General features: G+C 55.4%; 10 protein-coding genes. 7 read left to right on the forward strand and 3 right to left on the reverse strand.

Going from position 1 to position 16,778, the window contains the following annotated elements; all coding sequences use genetic code 11:
• Positions 1 to 214 precede the first annotated feature (214 nt).
• The 6 genes from CEE69_RS14940 to CEE69_RS14965 all read left to right on the forward strand — a co-directional run bounded on the left by CEE69_RS14940 (position 215) and on the right by CEE69_RS14965 (position 11,400).
• Positions 215 to 1,219 (forward strand): ABC transporter ATP-binding protein, encoded by a 1,005-nt coding sequence (locus tag CEE69_RS14940; RefSeq protein ID WP_099261414.1) that lies wholly within the window; start codon positions 215 to 217, stop codon positions 1,217 to 1,219.
• Positions 1,216 to 3,105 (forward strand): ABC transporter permease, encoded by a 1,890-nt coding sequence (locus CEE69_RS14945; RefSeq protein ID WP_099261415.1) that lies wholly within the window; start codon positions 1,216 to 1,218, stop codon positions 3,103 to 3,105. Before CEE69_RS14940 ends, CEE69_RS14945 begins: the two co-directional genes overlap by 4 nt.
• Positions 3,102 to 5,060 (forward strand): IRE (iron responsive element), encoded by a 1,959-nt coding sequence (locus tag CEE69_RS14950; protein ID WP_233215250.1) that lies wholly within the window; start codon positions 3,102 to 3,104, stop codon positions 5,058 to 5,060. Before CEE69_RS14945 ends, CEE69_RS14950 begins: the two co-directional genes overlap by 4 nt.
• 177 nt (positions 5,061 to 5,237) lie before the next feature.
• On the forward strand, positions 5,238 to 7,001 hold the full coding sequence (locus tag CEE69_RS14955) for a cation:proton antiporter domain-containing protein (RefSeq protein WP_099261416.1): 1,764 nt from the start codon (positions 5,238 to 5,240) through the stop codon (positions 6,999 to 7,001).
• Positions 6,998 to 8,152: a tRNA epoxyqueuosine(34) reductase QueG gene (gene queG / locus CEE69_RS14960; RefSeq protein WP_099261417.1), complete on the forward strand. Its 1,155-nt coding sequence runs from the start codon at positions 6,998 to 7,000 to the stop codon at positions 8,150 to 8,152. The genes CEE69_RS14955 and queG overlap by 4 nt, the downstream gene beginning before the upstream one ends.
• A 251-nt stretch (positions 8,153 to 8,403) precedes the next feature.
• The gene (locus tag CEE69_RS14965; protein ID WP_099261418.1) at positions 8,404 to 11,400 is read left to right on the forward strand and encodes a zinc-dependent metalloprotease; all 2,997 of its coding nucleotides are present in this window, start codon (positions 8,404 to 8,406) and stop codon (positions 11,398 to 11,400) included.
• An 84-nt stretch (positions 11,401 to 11,484) separates the two neighbouring features.
• Here the strand turns inward: CEE69_RS14965 and CEE69_RS14970 are convergent, their stop codons facing one another.
• The 3 genes from CEE69_RS14970 to CEE69_RS14980 all read right to left on the reverse strand — a co-directional run bounded on the left by CEE69_RS14970 (position 11,485) and on the right by CEE69_RS14980 (position 14,471).
• Entirely contained in the window at positions 11,485 to 12,567 is a 1,083-nt protein-coding gene (locus tag CEE69_RS14970) for a hypothetical protein (protein ID WP_099261419.1), read from the reverse strand.
• A 149-nt stretch (positions 12,568 to 12,716) separates the two neighbouring features.
• Positions 12,717 to 13,142 carry a response regulator gene (locus tag CEE69_RS14975; RefSeq protein WP_099261420.1) on the reverse strand — a complete coding sequence of 142 codons (426 nt, stop codon included), beginning with the start codon at positions 13,140 to 13,142 and terminating at the stop codon, positions 12,717 to 12,719.
• Between the two features lie 66 nt (positions 13,143 to 13,208).
• Positions 13,209 to 14,471 carry a serine hydroxymethyltransferase gene (locus CEE69_RS14980; protein ID WP_099261421.1) on the reverse strand — a complete coding sequence of 421 codons (1,263 nt, stop codon included), beginning with the start codon at positions 14,469 to 14,471 and terminating at the stop codon, positions 13,209 to 13,211.
• 269 nt (positions 14,472 to 14,740) lie between these two features.
• Between CEE69_RS14980 and CEE69_RS14985 the strand changes: the two genes are divergently transcribed.
• Positions 14,741 to 16,765, forward strand: coding sequence for a tetratricopeptide repeat protein (locus CEE69_RS14985; RefSeq protein WP_233215251.1), 2,025 nt, complete (start codon positions 14,741 to 14,743; stop codon positions 16,763 to 16,765).
• The last annotated feature ends 13 nt before the right edge of the window (positions 16,766 to 16,778 follow it).

The following is a 16,778-nucleotide window of genomic DNA, read 5'->3' on the forward strand; positions in this document are numbered from 1 at the left end:
GGTCGGTGACGCCGGGACATGGATCGCCCGCGCGGCGTTAGCATGCGGGAATCGAACAGTCGCAGTGATAAAAATAGAAACCATGGCTGACAACCCCGAACCGTCTGGGAGAATGCCTCGTAGCGTAGGGGACTTCTCCGTAGGCTCGGATTTTTGAAGAGTCTCCTTCATCCATTTTATTCGTCTTTTCTCTTTGAGTCGGGATCCTTCATCCGTGAGTACCGAACCCAATGCGGCTGTGGCTGACGCGCCGCAAACCGCGACACCGGATTCTGCCGACGCCTCCAGCTCGGTCGTCATCGAGACCCGCAACCTGAGCAAGATTTACCGTGACTTCTGGGGCCGTAAGAAGGTTCACGCGTTGAAGTCATTGGACATCGAAGTCCGTCCAGGAGAAATCTTTGGATTGCTGGGGCCCAACGGAAGCGGCAAATCCACGACCATCAAGCTGATCCTCGGGTTGTTGTTTCCGACCAGCGGGCGAGTTTTGGTATTTGATCAAGATGCCAGCGAAACCCGCAAGAACGAGCGGATCGGGTATTTGCCCGAAGAATCGTACCTGTACAAGTTTTTGACCGCGGACGAAACACTCGACTTCTATGGCCGACTGTTTGACCTGTCCGCCTCCGAGCGACGCGACCGTGTGTCGCAGTTGATCGAAATGGTCGGGCTACAAGGTGCCAAGCACCGTCAACTGAAGGAATACAGCAAGGGGATGACCCGCCGAGTCGGCTTGGCTCAGGCTTTGATCAACGACCCCGACCTGATCCTGTTGGACGAACCAACCACCGGTTTGGACCCAATTGGTACTCGCGAAATGAAGGACTTGATCCTCGGCCTTCGCGACCAAGGCAAAACCGTCCTGTTGTGCAGCCACCAGCTCGCCGACGTTCAAGACGTTTGTGACCGAGTCGCGATTTTGCACCAAGGCGAACTGAAAGAACTCGGGCGAGTCAGCGACCTGTTGAAGGTCCAAGACGTGACCGAAGTTCACGCGACGGGATTGTCCGACGCGGCCAAGACCGAAATCGCTGACGTCATTGCTCGACACGGTGGCACGGTTCAGTCGATCGACAACCCAACCGCAACGATGGAAGACTTGTTCCTCAACATTGTCCGCGAGAGCGAGGCTCGACCAGGTGCTCGCCGCGTTTCCCAAGGTTCCGAAGCGGCTTCCGCCAATGATGGCAGCAGCGACAGCGACGGAGGACAGGCATGAACCTGCAACCGGAAGATTTCTGGTCGTATTCCGAGTGGTTCCTTCGAGACGGCGCGTTTTTGGAAAGCGCCGCGCTGAAAGGAATTGTGTTGTTGGTTTTGGCCGTCGTGCTGGGGCTCATCGCGGGTTACGTGATTTCGTCATCTCGCTACGGTTCGGGAGAAGGCTTTTTCGCCGTCGCCCGTGCGGTGCGTGACTTCTTTCGATTCGACTTGCCAGGCACCAGCCTGCGACGCATCTTCGCGCTGGCGAGGCTTTCGTTTAAAGAAGCTCTCCGGCGAAAAGTTCTTTACATCGTCGGTTTGTTTGTCGTGTTGTTGTTGCTGGCAGGTTGGTACCTGAACCCGCAGAGTGACGACCCAGCTCGACTGTATGTCAGCTTCGTGTTGACGATGACAAACTACTTGGTGTTGGCACTCGCGTTGTTCATCAGTGCGTTCTCGCTGCCAGAAGACATCAAGAACAAAACGATCTACACAATCGTGACCAAGCCTGTCCGAGCGACCGAGATCATTGCCGGCCGAATGCTCGGATTCGTTGGCGTTGGCACCATGATCCTTGTTCCGATGGGACTGCTCAGCTGGGTGTTTGTGGTTCGCGGTTTGGATCACACTCACCAAGAAGTCGTCGAAGTTCGCGAGCTGCCCGGTGGTGGCTACGAGGGTGAGACGGACTATGTCCAATTTCACTCGCACACATTCAAGCTGAATGAAGAAGGCGAAGGACTGACGAATATTGTTCGTGGTCACCGTCACGTGGTTCGTCGCAGCGACGATGGGACGTTCCAGATCGGACCTCCACAAGGTGCTCTGCGAGCTCGGATTCCATCTTACGGTTCGATTCGATTCCGTGATCGCTCGGGTAACTTGCAAGAAGAAGGCATCGACGTCGGCAACGAACGTTTGGCTGGTGGTTACAGCAGCACTGGCATCGCACGATTGATCGGTGTTGCCAAAGGCAATCGCAAGATCGAGCACGGCTACGTCGAAGGCGGGTCGCTCGGAACAGCTGAGTTCACGTTCGACAACGTGACTCAAAGCCGTTATCCCGATGGCATTCCAGTTGACCTCTCGTTGCGAGCGTATCGTTCTTACAAAGGTGACATCGAGACCGGAATTCGCGGTTCGGTCACCATGAAGCACCCCGACAAGGCGATCGAGAGCAACCCAGTTGCTTTCATCGTGGATGAGTACGAAGTCGACGAGAAGATTTTGCCGCTCGAGATCGAGGGCACGGATGGCAGCGAAACCCGCATGCTGAACGTGTTCGAAGACTTGGTCAACGAAGAAGGCGAAATCATGATCATCATTCGCTGCCTTGATCGTGCCCAGTACTTGGGTGTGACAAAGAGCGGTGTTTACCTGCACCCAGCCGACAATTCATTTGGTTGGAATCTCACCAAGGCCTACGGCTCGATTTGGTTGCAGATGACGATGGTGATCGCGTTCGGTGTGATGTTCAGTACATTCTTGACCGGCCCGGTCGCGATGATCGCAACATTCGTTTGTGTGTTGCTTGGATTCTCTGCGGAGCAAGTGTTTGATACTCGTCACTACATTGACAGTGGCATTGAACGAGGAGGCGGGCCCATCGAATCGATGGTTCGTTTGCTTCGCCAGGACGCGATGACGACACAGTTAGACGTCGACACGGTTGCCGCGAAGGTGATCAAGACGGTCGACGCGGCCATTGTCTACGGGCTGGACGCGATTGCGACGGCACTGCCCAACCTTCCAAAAATGGTCGAGACGGCGGAATACGCCGCATCGGGCTTTGACATTTTCGGTGCGTTGCTCGCGCGGCACGCCACGGCAACGTTCGGGTATGTCCTGCTTGCCTTTATCGTTAGTTATTTCATCCTGAAATCGCGTGAGATCGCGGCATGAATCGCACTACAGTTCTGCGACGTAAATTGGTCTACCTGATGATCCTCGTGGTCATGCTGATTCCCTTGTACCTGTTGGGGCAACCCAGCGGTGGTGGAGGTGAAGGCGGCGGCCGCTTGGCTCAATTGCGAGGCAAGTATGACATTGCCGAGAGCGATCTTGGTGAAATCAGTCCTGCCAGTGAAACGATGAAGCTCGCTTCGTTGGGACTTCGCGGAGTGGCGGCATCGCTGCTCTGGAAGAAGTCTCACGATTACCGCGTGATGCACGAGTGGGATCGTTTGAAAGCGACGCTCAACAACATTGCTTTGTTGCAGCCTCACTTTGACAAGGTCTGGGAATTCCAGGCTCACAACTTGGCGTACAACGTCTCGACTGAGTTTGACGATTATCGTCAACGCTACGAGATGGTCCGCGAAGGGACCGAGTTCCTGACCAAGGGCGTGAACCAAAACCGCAAAGCACCTCGGTTGGTTTGGTACACCGGTTGGTTCTACGGTCAGAAGATGGGGATGTCGGACGAGAAAAAACAGTTTCGACGTTTGTTCTCGGAAGACGAGAAACTTCACGAGGACCTGTTGGAAGAAGACATTGCCGTGGACAGCCCGGAAGCTCGTGGTCCGACGAACAAACCCGACAACTGGTTGGTTGGTCGATTGTGGCTGAACCGCGGTTATGACTTGGTTGAATCAGGTGTTCAGATTCGTCGGCAAACGCCACTGAACTTTTATGAGACGGGGCCGAAATGGCGTCTCAAGCACGCTGAAGCGATCGAGTCGGAAGGTGTCTTGGACGAACGAGCCCAAAACGCTTGGCAATTGGCTTCGACCGATTGGAAAGCGTTTGGCAATCGCTCGGTTCCAACGACGGCTGCCTTCACGATCAAACTCGGGCAGTTGGACGAACTGATCCGTCAGCGGGAAGATAAGATCGACACGTTGGAAGAAGTCGCAGGCGACGCTTACTTGAAGGCTCGTGCGAAAGCGATTGAGAAGCTCGATCCGGTACAACGCGATGCTTTGTCGACTCCCGAAGGTGAGCGAACAAAATCGCAGGAATCGATTGCATCCAAGGCGGAAGACTCCATCAGTGTGGACTACGACTCAGTTGCTCGTGCGACCAAGCAGTCCATGCAATTGCAGGCTCTTCAGTTGGTCGAAGACATCAAGGATTTGGACGAGCGGATTCTGAAAACCGAAGGCTATCGCAAGCAGATCAACTATCCCTACTGGGACACATTGGCTCTGGCGGAACAAGAAGAACGTACCGTTCGGGCTCGTCGGTTGATCTACGAAGCTGAGAAAGCGAACGCGGATGCTGAACTCGAGAAGGCGATTGGTCTTTATGAAGAAGCGTTCGATGTCTGGGCTGAGATCTTCGATGATTATCCGATCCTCGTGATCGACGACACGGCTCAGGATTTGTATGAGTCTTTGCGTCGATATCGCATCGCCATCGACTCGGACGAGATGCCTGAGGACTTCCCGTTGAAAGCCTTCGTGGAATTGATGGGCGAGTACGGACAGGTCGATCAAGACATGTACGAACAAGTTCGTCAGACTCAGAAGGATCTGGCCGCAAAACGTCAGGCTGAATTGGAAGCTGCTGAGCGACTGTTGGAAGAAGAGGCAGCCAAAGAAGAAGCTGAGAAGAAGGCTGCGGCGGAAGAAGAATCAACCGATGAATCAGACGCCGAAATGAAGGCCGAAGATGCGGAGGTTGAGGAAGTCGCTGAGCCTGAAACGACAGAGCCTGAAACCACTGAATCCGAGTCTGAGGAGTCAGAAGAAGCCGCAGATGAAACCGTGGCCGAAGCTGACGATGAAGCTGAGATGAAAGAAGACGCCACCGAGCCTGAGAGCGAAGCGGAAACTTCCGATGCCGAACCATCGGTGGAAGAAGAGGCTCCCGCGGGGGATGGGGCGACCGACGCTCCAGCCGAATCGGACGAATGATCCGGCGAGTCCTCTATGATTGAATTTTGACGAAGCCCGTCGCGTCCAAGTGGATGCGGCGGGCTTCTCAATTTGAGCCGCAAGGTTCTATGTCGGTGAGATGAAAATCTAGCTAAACTACCGCCTGCTTGCCGGTTTTGGCAGACTCACGTCTCGGCCCTTCGCTCGCTAGTTGCCATGATCGACACCATCGGAACCCTTTTGTTAGGTGCTGCTGACGCGAGCGCCGTTGCGAGCGAATCGCACTCGGGTTCCATCGAAATGGTGCACATTGCAACCACTTTGGGCATGCTGTTGACGGCCAGTTTGTTGGCTGGTCTTGCCAGTGAATTCTTGCGATTGCCCAAGGTGACCGCGTACTTGATCGCGGGCTTGCTTCTTGGTCCCAGCTTTGGTGACGTGATTCCTCACGAGCATCATTTGGTTCTGGAACCGCTGACGAAACTGGCCATGGCGCTGGTGCTGTTTTATCTCGGCACCTTGTTTCCGTTTGACCAGATTCGCAGGATATCCCGCCGTGCGATTCCGCTGTCCTTCGGCGAATTGGTTTTCACCGTCATTCTGGTGACGGTCGGAACTTACCTGCTGGGAATGTCGGCGGCTCAGGCGGCTTTGCTCGGGACGTTGGCCATCGCGACTGCTCCCGCGACGACCATGTTTGTTCTGCGAGAAACCAACGCGGAAGGCCCGGTGACCAGTCTGACTGGCACGCTCGTGACGCTGAACAACCTCGTCGCGGTGATCGCGTTTGAGTTGGTTTGGTTGGCAATCGAAGTTGCCGGAGGCCACGCGTCTGGATCAATCGGTGAGACCGTGTCATTGTTGGTTCGCTCTCTTGGTGGAGCCTTCTTGCTTGGGTTGGTTGGCGGTTTGGTGATCAGCTACGCCTGCGAAATCATGCACACTCGCCGCTGGTTGGTGCTGCTTGTAGGAGCGTCGGCATTGATGCTTGGCCTGAGCGAGTCATGGGAATTGCCGTACATGTTGGTGTTCCTGGTCGTTGGCTTGGTTGTGGTCAATTCATCCAGCGGGACGCAAAAAATCACCGCTCAAATGGACTCGATTGGCGGGCTTCTCACGGTCGTGTTCTTTTCAGTTCACGGCAGCGAGTTGGATCTGAACTTATTGATGGACGTCGGCATGATCGGTGCCGGCTATGTGGTGCTGCGAAGTGTCGGGAAGATCGCCGGCATTTGGTTCATGGCGTCGCGAACGGGGTCTCCGGTGGAGGTTCGGACTTGGTTGGGACCGGCGATGTTGGCTCAAGCCGGCGTCGCCATTTCGCTCGCCGCAACGGCGACCTCGCGAAATCCAGAGATGGCTGGTGAAGTGCAAACGATCATCTTGGGAACGGTGGTGGTCTTTGAAATCTTGGGGCCGCTACTAACACGGGCGGCTGTGCTGCGTAGTGGCGAAATGCCGATCGCGAATTCGATTCACCACACCTTTGGGACTCCGCTGGGAGCGTTGCGGAACGTGTTCACTCGATTGGCAGGGTCTGCGGGTTTGCTGAGTAAGAAGCAGGCGTTGTCGGAACGCATGCGGGTCGAGCAAGTGATGCGTCGCAGTGTTGAAGGGATCGCCGAAAGTGCGGACTTCAATGAGGTCGTTCATTTTGTCGAGCACTCGCACGACAACACGTTTCCTGTTTTGGATGACAAGAAGTGCGTGGTCGGCTTGATCCGTTTTGATTTGCTCAACCAAGCGTTCTTCGACCCGCATTCGGATCACCTGGTTCGTGCGGGTGATTTGGCGACGCCTCCGGAGGTGTTGTTGCACCCTGGACAACCTGTGCGGGATGCGGTGGAGTTGTTTCGCCAGACAACAGATGACTGCGTTCCTGTTGTCACCGATGAACCACCTCACCGTTTGGTTGCCACGGTCCGTCGCAGCGATTTGACCTCGCTCCTCATTCGCGATCGAAAAGCCGGTTTGTCGTGAGTGACTTGGTTGAGCAGATTCGAGCGACTGCTCTGTCAGAAGGTTTCGCGGCGATGGGGATTGCGCCGGCGGTCACCAGCCAAGGGTTTCATCATCTCGTGCAATGGATTGAATCCGGCTACGCGGGTTCGATGGACTATTTGGAGCGTCGGTTGGATGCTTATCGACATCCGAGCGGAGTGCTCGAAGGGACCAAATCGATCGTCGTTCTGGCGATGAACTATGACGCGGCAATTCGAGAGCCAATGCCTTCGAACGGAGGCAGCGAAGGTTTGGCCTTTGGCAAGACGGCTCGCTACACCTGGTCCGCGATCGACTATCACGATGTGATTCACCCAAAGTTGAAGCGAATCGTTCGGATGATCCGTGAAGAGATCCCGGATGCGAATGCTCGCGGGATTGTTGACACGGCACCGCTGATGGAACGCGAAGTCGCAGTGCTTGCGGGGTTGGGATGGCGTGGCAAGAACACGTTGCTGCTGAACAAGCAATTGGGCAGCTACTTCTTTCTCGCCTGCGTCTTGGTGGATGTGGAGTTGCCAATCGATCAGCCGCACGAAACCAGTCACTGCGGAACGTGCACGGCTTGTTTAGACGCCTGCCCGACGGACGCCTTTCCAAGCCCCGGCGTATTGGATGCATCCAAATGCATCAGTTACCTAACGATTGAGAACTCGGAACTTCCCGAGCAGTCTCTTCGTGCCGGAATTGGTGATTGGGTCTTTGGGTGTGACGTTTGTCAGGAGGTCTGTCCATGGAATCGTCGACCTTCGCGAACTCAGCATGACCCGGACGGTTTGCGAGGCCATCGTGATTCAGCGAATCCGCTCGATGTAGACGATGGCTGGTTGGAGCTGACCTCGCTCTTTTCGATGACTGATGAGGAGTTCCGGAGCCAATTCCGGCGGACTCCATTTTGGAGGTCGCGAAGACGTGGAATGTTGCGGAACGCGATCGTCGTTCTAGGGAACCAAAAACGGCTCAAAGCGATCGAACTTCTGTTCACCACGCTGAAAGATGCCGACCCCGAATTGAGAGCCATTGCGGTCTGGGCGATTTGTCAAATGCAGGATCAAGCGGCGTTCGATCGTCTGCTTGGATACCGCCACACTGAGACTGACCCACTGGTTCTGGCCGAGTTTCCGGAATAATTCGCCAGGAAGACCCGTTATCGGGTGGCTGCATCTAAAGGCGTCCCGATGCCGCTTAGCTGTTCCGGTGTGGTTGCGAACTCGGCTCAACGAGCGTTTGTATCGATTGGTCACATGAAATATTTGGATCAGGCCGACTTTATCGGATAAAACAGTGAAGAGACGGTGAACGAAACCCTCCGAGACTGCTTATTTTAACGTAGTCTTGACTCTCCCTCCCTTTTTCGAACGAACCATTGGAAGCACTGGGTATGAATCGAATCTGCTGTGTCGTGGCCACAATCGCCGCGGTCGCGGTGACAACTGTTGGAAGCGCGTTGACCAGTTCCGCCGCCGACTTGCCACCGTTCTCTAAAATTTCTGAAGGCTACAAGCAGCTTCCAGTTTCCGATCAACAGGCCAAGAAAGGCTTGTTCAACGTTTGGCAACACGAGAAAGAAGCTTCGGTGCTTGCCGAGTTGCCAAAAAATTTCGCGGGCAAGAAATACTTTGTCGCGTTGACGCTCAGCAGTGGCGATCGCTACGCCGGCCTGCAGTCCGGTGACTGGGTCGTGCAGTGGCGTCGATACAACAATCGTCTCGCATTGATCGCTCCGAACTTGGACATCCGCGCCACCGGCGACGCGGAGTCCAAAGCATCGGTCAAACGATTGTTCACGGACCGCGTCTTGCTTGACGTGCCAATTTTGGCGATGGGCCCCAGCGGCGGCCCCGTCGTTGACATGGATAGCTTGCTGATTGGAAATGCGACTACGTTCTTCGGTTCGTCGGTTCGATTGGCCAACAGCCGATTGTTCACGGTCGAAGCCGCGAAGGTCTTCCCCGAAAACGTCGAGTTGGCGTTCGAGGTGGTTGGCCGAGGTGGTCGCCTGCAAACCCTGCACTATTCATTCAGCGAAGTGCCGAGCAGTTCGAGCGGTTTCAAGCCACGAGAAGCGGATGAGCGAGTTGGCTTTTTCGTGACCTCGTTTTCGGATTTGAGTCAGTATCAGGACGACGAGACCAAGGTTCGCTACATCAATCGATGGCAGCTTGAGAAACGCGATCCAAAGCTGAAACTGAGCCCTCCCAAAGAGCCCATTCGCTTTTATGTGGAGCACACAGCGCCCGTCCGTTATCGACGTTGGATCAAACAAGGTGTCGATTATTGGAACAAAGCATTTGAGAAAGTTGGAATCGTTGACGCGATCGTGATCGAGTACCAAGACGCGGTCAGCAAGATCCACATGGAAAAGGATCCTGAGGACGTTCGTTACAACTTCATTCGTTGGTTGAACAATGACGTTGGCACCGCGATTGGCCCCAGCCGAGTCCATCCCGAAACCGGCCAGATTTTGGACGCGGACATCATTTTGACCGACGGTTGGATTCGTCACTTCAACTTCAACTACAACGACCTGATGCCGAAATTGGCGATGGAAGGTGTGAGTGCCGAAACATTGGCGTGGTTGGGAAGTCATCCCAACTGGGACCCTCGCGTCCGAATGGGTGCGAAGGAATCAGCCAACGCTCTGCGAGCCAAGTACGCTCTCGAAGCTCAGCAACCGATGGCCGGCTATGCGATGGCGCAAGCCGATCCAGCACTTCTGGGCGATGATGAATTCGACGGGCTGATGGGACAAGTCAGCCAGAAGAATGGGCTCTGCATGGCCGCTGCCGGTCGCAGCATGGACTTGGCATTCGCTCGCATGAATTGGGGTTTGGCCCTGATGGCGGACGAAGAAGCCGAGAAGAAGAAGGAAGAGGACGCCAAAGAGAAGGCCGAATCCGAAGAGGCTGACGCGGACGTGAAGGCGGATGCGAAGTCAGATGACCAAGACGAAGAAGCCAAAGAGGACGAGTCGGAAGAAGAGGAGTCCGACGACGAGAAAGAAGATGAGAAGGAAAAGGAAGAAGACAAAGAGAAAGACGAATTGTTGGATGGAATTCCAGAATGGTTCGTCGGTCCTTTGTTGGCAGACTTAGTCGCTCACGAAGTTGGCCACACGCTCGGTCTGCGTCACAACTTCAAGGCTTCGGCTTTGTACACGATCGACGAGATCAACAGCGAAGAACTGAAGGGCAAGAAAACGTTCACCGCATCGGTGATGGATTACTGCCCCATCAACTACCGCTATGAAGCTGGTGAAACCCAAGGCGACTATGCCATGATCGACATCGGTCCGTATGACTTCTGGGCCATCGAATACGGCTACACGTTTGACAATTCCAAGCTGAAGGACATCCTGAAACGATGCTCTGAGCCTGAATTGCAATTCTGCACGGACGAAGACACCAGCGGACCTGACCCGTACGCTCGCCGGTATGACTTCGGCAAAGATCCATTGACGTACGCCGAAGAGCAAATGCGATTGGCTCAGCTCTATCGGGACCGACTGCTCGAGAAGTTCGTGAAAGACGGTGACAGTTGGGCGAAAGCTCGCCGTGGCTATGAGCTGACATTGGGCATCCAGACCAAAGCGGTCAGCATGATGTCCAATTGGATTGGCGGCGCGTTCGTTAATCGAGACAAGAAGGGCGATCCAGGAAATCGGGTTCCCGTCGAAGTCGTGCCTGCTGCCGATCAACGTGCCGCGTTGCAGTTCGTGATCAAGACCAGCTTCCGAGACGAGTCCTACGGTCTGACCACCGAAATTTTGGAACGTTTGGGCATCGACAAATGGCTTGACAGTGGTCGAGGCGGAATGTCAAACGAAGCGACTTGGCCAATTCACGACCGAGTGTTGGGAATGCAGGCGAGTACGTTGACGTTGATCATGAACCCAACGACTTTGCGTCGGGTTTATGACAACGAGCTACGTCTGCCTGCGGAAACGGACGCTCTGACGCTTCCCGAGGTGCTGAACACGGTCAGCGATGCGGTTTGGGAAGAGTTGGATCAGCCATGTCCCGAGGATCGCAATGATCGCAAGCCGATGATCACTTCGCTGCGTCGCAACTTGCAGCGGGAGCATATCCAGCGATTGGTGGATTTGGTGTTGGAAGAAGGCCAAGACACGGCTGCCTATCACCCAATCAGCAATTTGGCTCGTATGCAATTGCGGACTTTGTCGAGCCGAATGGGATCGACGATCGAAAAGTGTGGCAACAAGATGGATGCCTATAGCTTGGCACACTTGACCGAATGCAAAGAACGCGTCGAACGTGCATTGGAAGCTGGCTACACCTACGGTGGTGGGAATTCCGGTGGTCCGATGTTGATGATGCTGATGGGCAAAGAAGCTGGTTCGGCTTCCATCGAAGACTGAACCCAGCCGAAGACCTAATACGCAACAGCCTTCTCATTTCGGTGAGAAGGCTGTTTTCGTTGGTTGGTGTTTCACCTCGCGGATTCAACGGCCCAGGTGCAAAATGTCCAGTCGGGCTGCAGTGGCTTGGTCGAACGAACCAAGACTTGGCGAATGAGTGATCGTGGTCATCAACGCTGTGAATCGTTCGACCAACGGAAGGAGATATTCTTCCAAGATCGGTGTGATCGCGTGGTCCAGTTGGCTAGCCGGGCTACCTGAGTAGATGGATGGTTCCGGAACTTCGTCGATCGCCGCAAACACCTCGTCCATCCAGCCGTCGATCGCAATCGCTGACACGCCGAGTGACACAAGTTTGACGCAGTCGTCGACCGAAGCCACTCGCTGTTGTTCCCACCGCGGTGGCGACAGCCAAATTGGCGGGATGTCGGGCTGGCGAATCAACTGATGCAGCAGTTCGGCAAACGGAAGGCCCGCGACAGAAACTTGGCCGGCACGGATGAGAAGGGCGTCAGCCGGAATCGCACCGAGTGTCTCACGGTTTTCCCACAGCCATTCGGGAGTGATGCTCACCAGGACCGCAGCCTGAGGAGCAAGGCTTCTCAATTGTTGGATCTTGTTCTGCAGGTTTGCCAAGTCCAGCACATCCGGCGGGAGCGTGAATGCGGAAACCCAGCCACCGCCGGACAAGGGTTGTTCTTCTGGGGTGGCTTCCCAACGCCGAATTTGTTCGGCGCTGTAGGCGAACCGGCCCGAGGCATCGCGAAGGGGTGATAGACGTAGATCAATCGCCGTCGCGGTGTCGAAATCGTCTGCGTTCAGCCCATAACGTTCGCTGCGATACGGAAGCATTTGAAGTGGGTGTGCCGGGGCTTCGACTTCTTCGGACTCTTGGCTGTCGTCGCCGTCATCTTGGACACCGAGTTCACTGTGCAAGTACGACGTCAATATCCCATGTTGCTGGAGTTGCTCGGCGAATGCCTTTGCGATTTTGGACGACCAACGATGCCACGGGGCTTCGTCGAGAAACAACCGGGTCGGCAATTCGATCGTGGAATCGCCATCTCGCCGGACCTGGAACGTCGGAGGCGTGGGAGGGACACCTCGACGCCCGCAACCGAATTGGGGCGGCAACAAGCACAATGCGTCGAGCGAACCGTCAAACATGGCTGCCTGGAAGAAATGGGAGGATCTCTACAGTCACAATCGCACGAATTCGCGGCTCATGGCTGAAGTCATGAACCGAGCGTGGAATGCAGACTTCCACAGCGATTGTATCCGCTGGAGTCCCCGTGAGTGGGGACTTCCCGGCCGGATCAACGCTCTTCCATTTCCTGGATGTAGAGTCGCAGACGCGAAAGTTCGTCGGTCGTGCCTTTGAGCTTGAGCATGTTCTCGACCCGTTTGGTCAACTCGATTCGGTTGACGGGTTTGCTCAAGAAGTCATCGGTGCCGGCTTGGACGCCTCGTTCGATATCGCCCAACTCGCTGAGAGCCGTCACCATCAAAATCATGATATTGCTGGTCTCAGGTGCCTCTTTCAACTGTTTGCAAACTTCGAAACCACTCAGCTTGGGCATCATCACGTCCAACAGGATCAGATCCGGTTGGAACGATGCGACTTTGGCCAGCGTGTCTTCCCCGTCCACCGCGGTTTCCAATTCGCAATCGATGTTGACCAAGTAGGCCTCCAGCAGTTCGCGGTTGGCAGTGTTGTCATCAGCAATCAGGATCCGATGCATCCGAGGCGGCTTTCAAAGGAAGGGGAGATAGGTGGATTTCAAAGAGACCAAACGAGCGATGCCGGATCAGGCAATGCTGGCGGGAGATTCAGTGTCGGCTGGGACAGGGAAAGCCTGCACCATTTCGCGAATTTCGTTGCGAATGGATTCGTGAAGTGCCGCGTTGTCGGAGTCCGACAGTGCGTTGTAGATCCATTGGCCGATTCGTTTCATCTCATCGCCGCCCATTCCGCGGGTGGTCAATGCGGGCGTTCCGATTCGAATTCCCGAAGGGTCCATCGGTTTTCGCTGGTCAAACGGGATCATATTCATGTTGACGGTGATGCCGCAAGCATCGAGGACCGCTTCGGCCTTCTTGCCGCCCAAGTCCACGGCGGTTACATCGACCAGCATCAGGTGGTTGTCGGTTCCGCCGCTGACCAATCGCAAGCCACATCCCATCAATGTCTCGGCCAGGACTTTCGCGTTGTCCACGACTGCTTGGCCGTAGCTGGCGTATTCTTCGGTCATCGCTTCGGCAAAACAGATCGCCTTGGCAGCGACCACGTGCATCAACGGGCCACCCTGAGTGCCGGGGAACACGTTGCGATTGACCAATTTCAAGTGCTCATCCTTGCACATGATCAAGCCACTGCGAGGCCCTCGAAGGGTTTTGTGGGTCGTCGTGGTGACGTAGTCCGCGTAGGGAACCGGGCTGTTGTGGATTTTTGCGGCAACCAAGCCCGCGTAGTGGGCCATATCGACCATTAGCTTTGCACCGACCTCGTCCGCGATTTCTTTGAATCGGTCGTGAGGAATTTCGCGTGGGTAAGCACTCGCACCGGCGACGATCAATTTCGGTTTGTGCTCGCGAGCCAGTTTGACGATTTGGTCGAAGTCCAAGCGATGATTGACTTCATCGACGCCGTAATTGACGAAGTTGTAAAGTCGGCCGCTCATATTCAGCTTCATGCCGTGGGTCAGGTGACCACCTTGGGCCAAATCTAAACCAAGAACGGTGTCGCCGACTTCGAGGCAGCTCAAATACACAGCCGCGTTGGCTTGCGAACCGCTGTGAGGCTGGACGTTGGCGGCTTCGGCACCGAAGAGTTCCTTGGCTCGGTCAATCGCGATCGATTCCACGACGTCAACGTGTTCGCAGCCGCCGTAGTACCGGCGACCGGGATAGCCTTCAGCGTATTTGTTGGTCAGGACGCTGCCGGTTGCTTCCATGATCGCGGGGCTGGTGTAATTCTCGCTGGCGATCAGTTCCAAACCGTCTTGCTGACGGATCGTTTCGGCTTGGATTGCATCCCAAATGGCGGGGTCTTGTGACTGAATGAAGCTCATGGCAGGTCAATTCGAAGCGTGTGGGGGAAGAGGGCTCGTGCTAGCATTGTCGATTCCGAGTAAAAAACCGTCAATGACTGAAAAAAGTCACCGAACGCGGTGATTTGACCGACCCTCGCGACTTGGTTCCGGATCTCCAACCGATCTGATCCAAGCTGGATGTCCCACGATCTCAGACAAGGCGTCTCTTGCAAACAATACCGACCTACCGGGGACTGCTTCTGTGCGGGTTGGTACTCAGCCTTGCATGGGCGGGATGCTCGAAAAAATTGCCTGATCCGGAAGTCTTGCCTCCAGCGAATTTGCCGAGCGATGATTCGGACTCCTCCGAACCCGATGCCGACCAGGCGGCGTCACCCTCCGAGTCAGGGTCAGCCGAGCCGGAGCCTGAAACTCTCGAGGAGCCAGCATCGGTGCCTCTCGCGATAGAAGACCGTGGCGTTCCTATGTTGCAGGATGCGGTTGGCTCGCAGGCCTGCGTCGCCTGCCATCCCAATCGTGCCGCCTCGTTCTTTGAGACCTCCCACGCGGAATCTCTGCGAGTAGTGAATACGAAGCAGGAACCCGAACTGCAATCGTTTTTTCACCAGCCCAGTTCCCAACGCATGAAGGTCGTGCATGACGGGGAATTGGTTCGGCACCAATCGTGGCAGGAACTGCCGCAGACGGACTACGTGATGCCGTTGAGCGACTACCCGGTTGAGATGGTGATGGGAAGTGGCACGTTTGCGAAGTCGTACTTGATCCGAGATGGCGATGCTCTGCTGCAGGCACCGCTGTCGCACTACACCGAGCAAGGCGAGTACGACATGTCGCCGGGATATGACTCGCCATCGCACTTTGGTTTTTCTCGGCAAGTCACTGACGATTGTCTGTTCTGTCACGCGGGTTCTTTGTCGCGGGTGGACGGCAATCGAAGTGTCTCGGTTCTGCATGAACTAGCGATTGGCTGCGAGCGTTGTCACGGTGGCGGTCGTCAACATGTTGATATCGCAAACCAGATGCGAGCGAATTCGAACAATACGACTGAGTTGGATGCGGTTCATGATTGGTCGATCGTGCACCCAAATGAACTCGGGCGTGACTCGATGGAGTCGCTCTGTGCCCAGTGTCATTTGCAAGGTGACATTCAGATGTTCGTCCGCGGTGCGGATTCGTGGTCGTTTCGTCCTGGCGAAGACTTGGCAGCCACGCGATTGGTTTACAACGTCGGGCCGCCGAAGAAAGAGTCTGGTTCGACCACGTTTGTCGGTCACTTTGGTCAGATGCATGCCAGCGAGTGCTACTTAGGTTCCGAATCTCTCACCTGCGTCACGTGCCACGATCCTCACCAACGAGTCGATGATTCCAACCGGGAAACGATCCACCGGAATCATTGCTTGTCGTGTCACGACAGCATCGACTGTGGCGAGGAAATGACCGTGCGAATGGACACAAACGAGAACTCGTGTCACCAATGCCACATGCCTCGATCCGAGACCGAGGTGCCCCACGTGTCGATCACCGACCACCGGATCGCGGTGCCAAATGAGTTGGGCGACGCCAAAACACTGGTTCGGGAGGTCGACGACGAGCAAGTGACAGAGTTGCCGGATGCAGTCGCGTTGCTCGACCGAGCCCCGTCCGGAAGCTGGCAGCGAGAATTGAACGAAGCCACCGCGATTGCGCAGTGGCTGTGGATGGGGTCGAATCCCCGTTTTGACAACGCCGTTGTCTTCAACTTAGCAGTCGATCGATTGAGGTCCGCGATCGAGGCAGCGGAGAAAACAGAGCCGAGTTCAGGTGTCGCTCACGTGTCTTTGATCGAAGCCAAAACACGGTTGGCAAGTTTGCTGGACCGAGTCTTGCTGTTTCCGGACGAGAATCGCTCCGAATCGGATGTGCAGCGTTTGCGAAACGAAAGCCAAACGCTGATGCAATGGGTTCTGTCGGAAGAGAAGCAGCCCACACCAGAAATTCAGGTCGCTTTGGAAAGCTTGGCGAACTCCGCGGCTGCTGAAGATCGGCATCTCAAAGCGTATCAACTTTACCAGCGTCTGGTGAAACTGCGCCGCAACCCAGCCGATCATTACAACTTGGGGTTGGCGTGCGGGAAGCTTCGTCGGTTTGGCGAAGCCGAACAGGCCTTCATGGAATCAATCCGCATTCAGCCGACTTATCCCCTGCCCTACGCCTCGCTGGCTCGCTTGTATCAATCGATTGATCCACGAGCAGCATCCAACTACATGCAGTTGTCTCAACGACTGCGGTTGGTGCAGCAAGGAAACGAGAATGCAAAGCGTGAAGAACAATAGGCGTTCCAAACGC

This window comes from Rhodopirellula bahusiensis (assembly GCF_002727185.1).
Lineage (GTDB): Bacteria > Planctomycetota > Planctomycetia > Pirellulales > Pirellulaceae > Rhodopirellula > Rhodopirellula bahusiensis.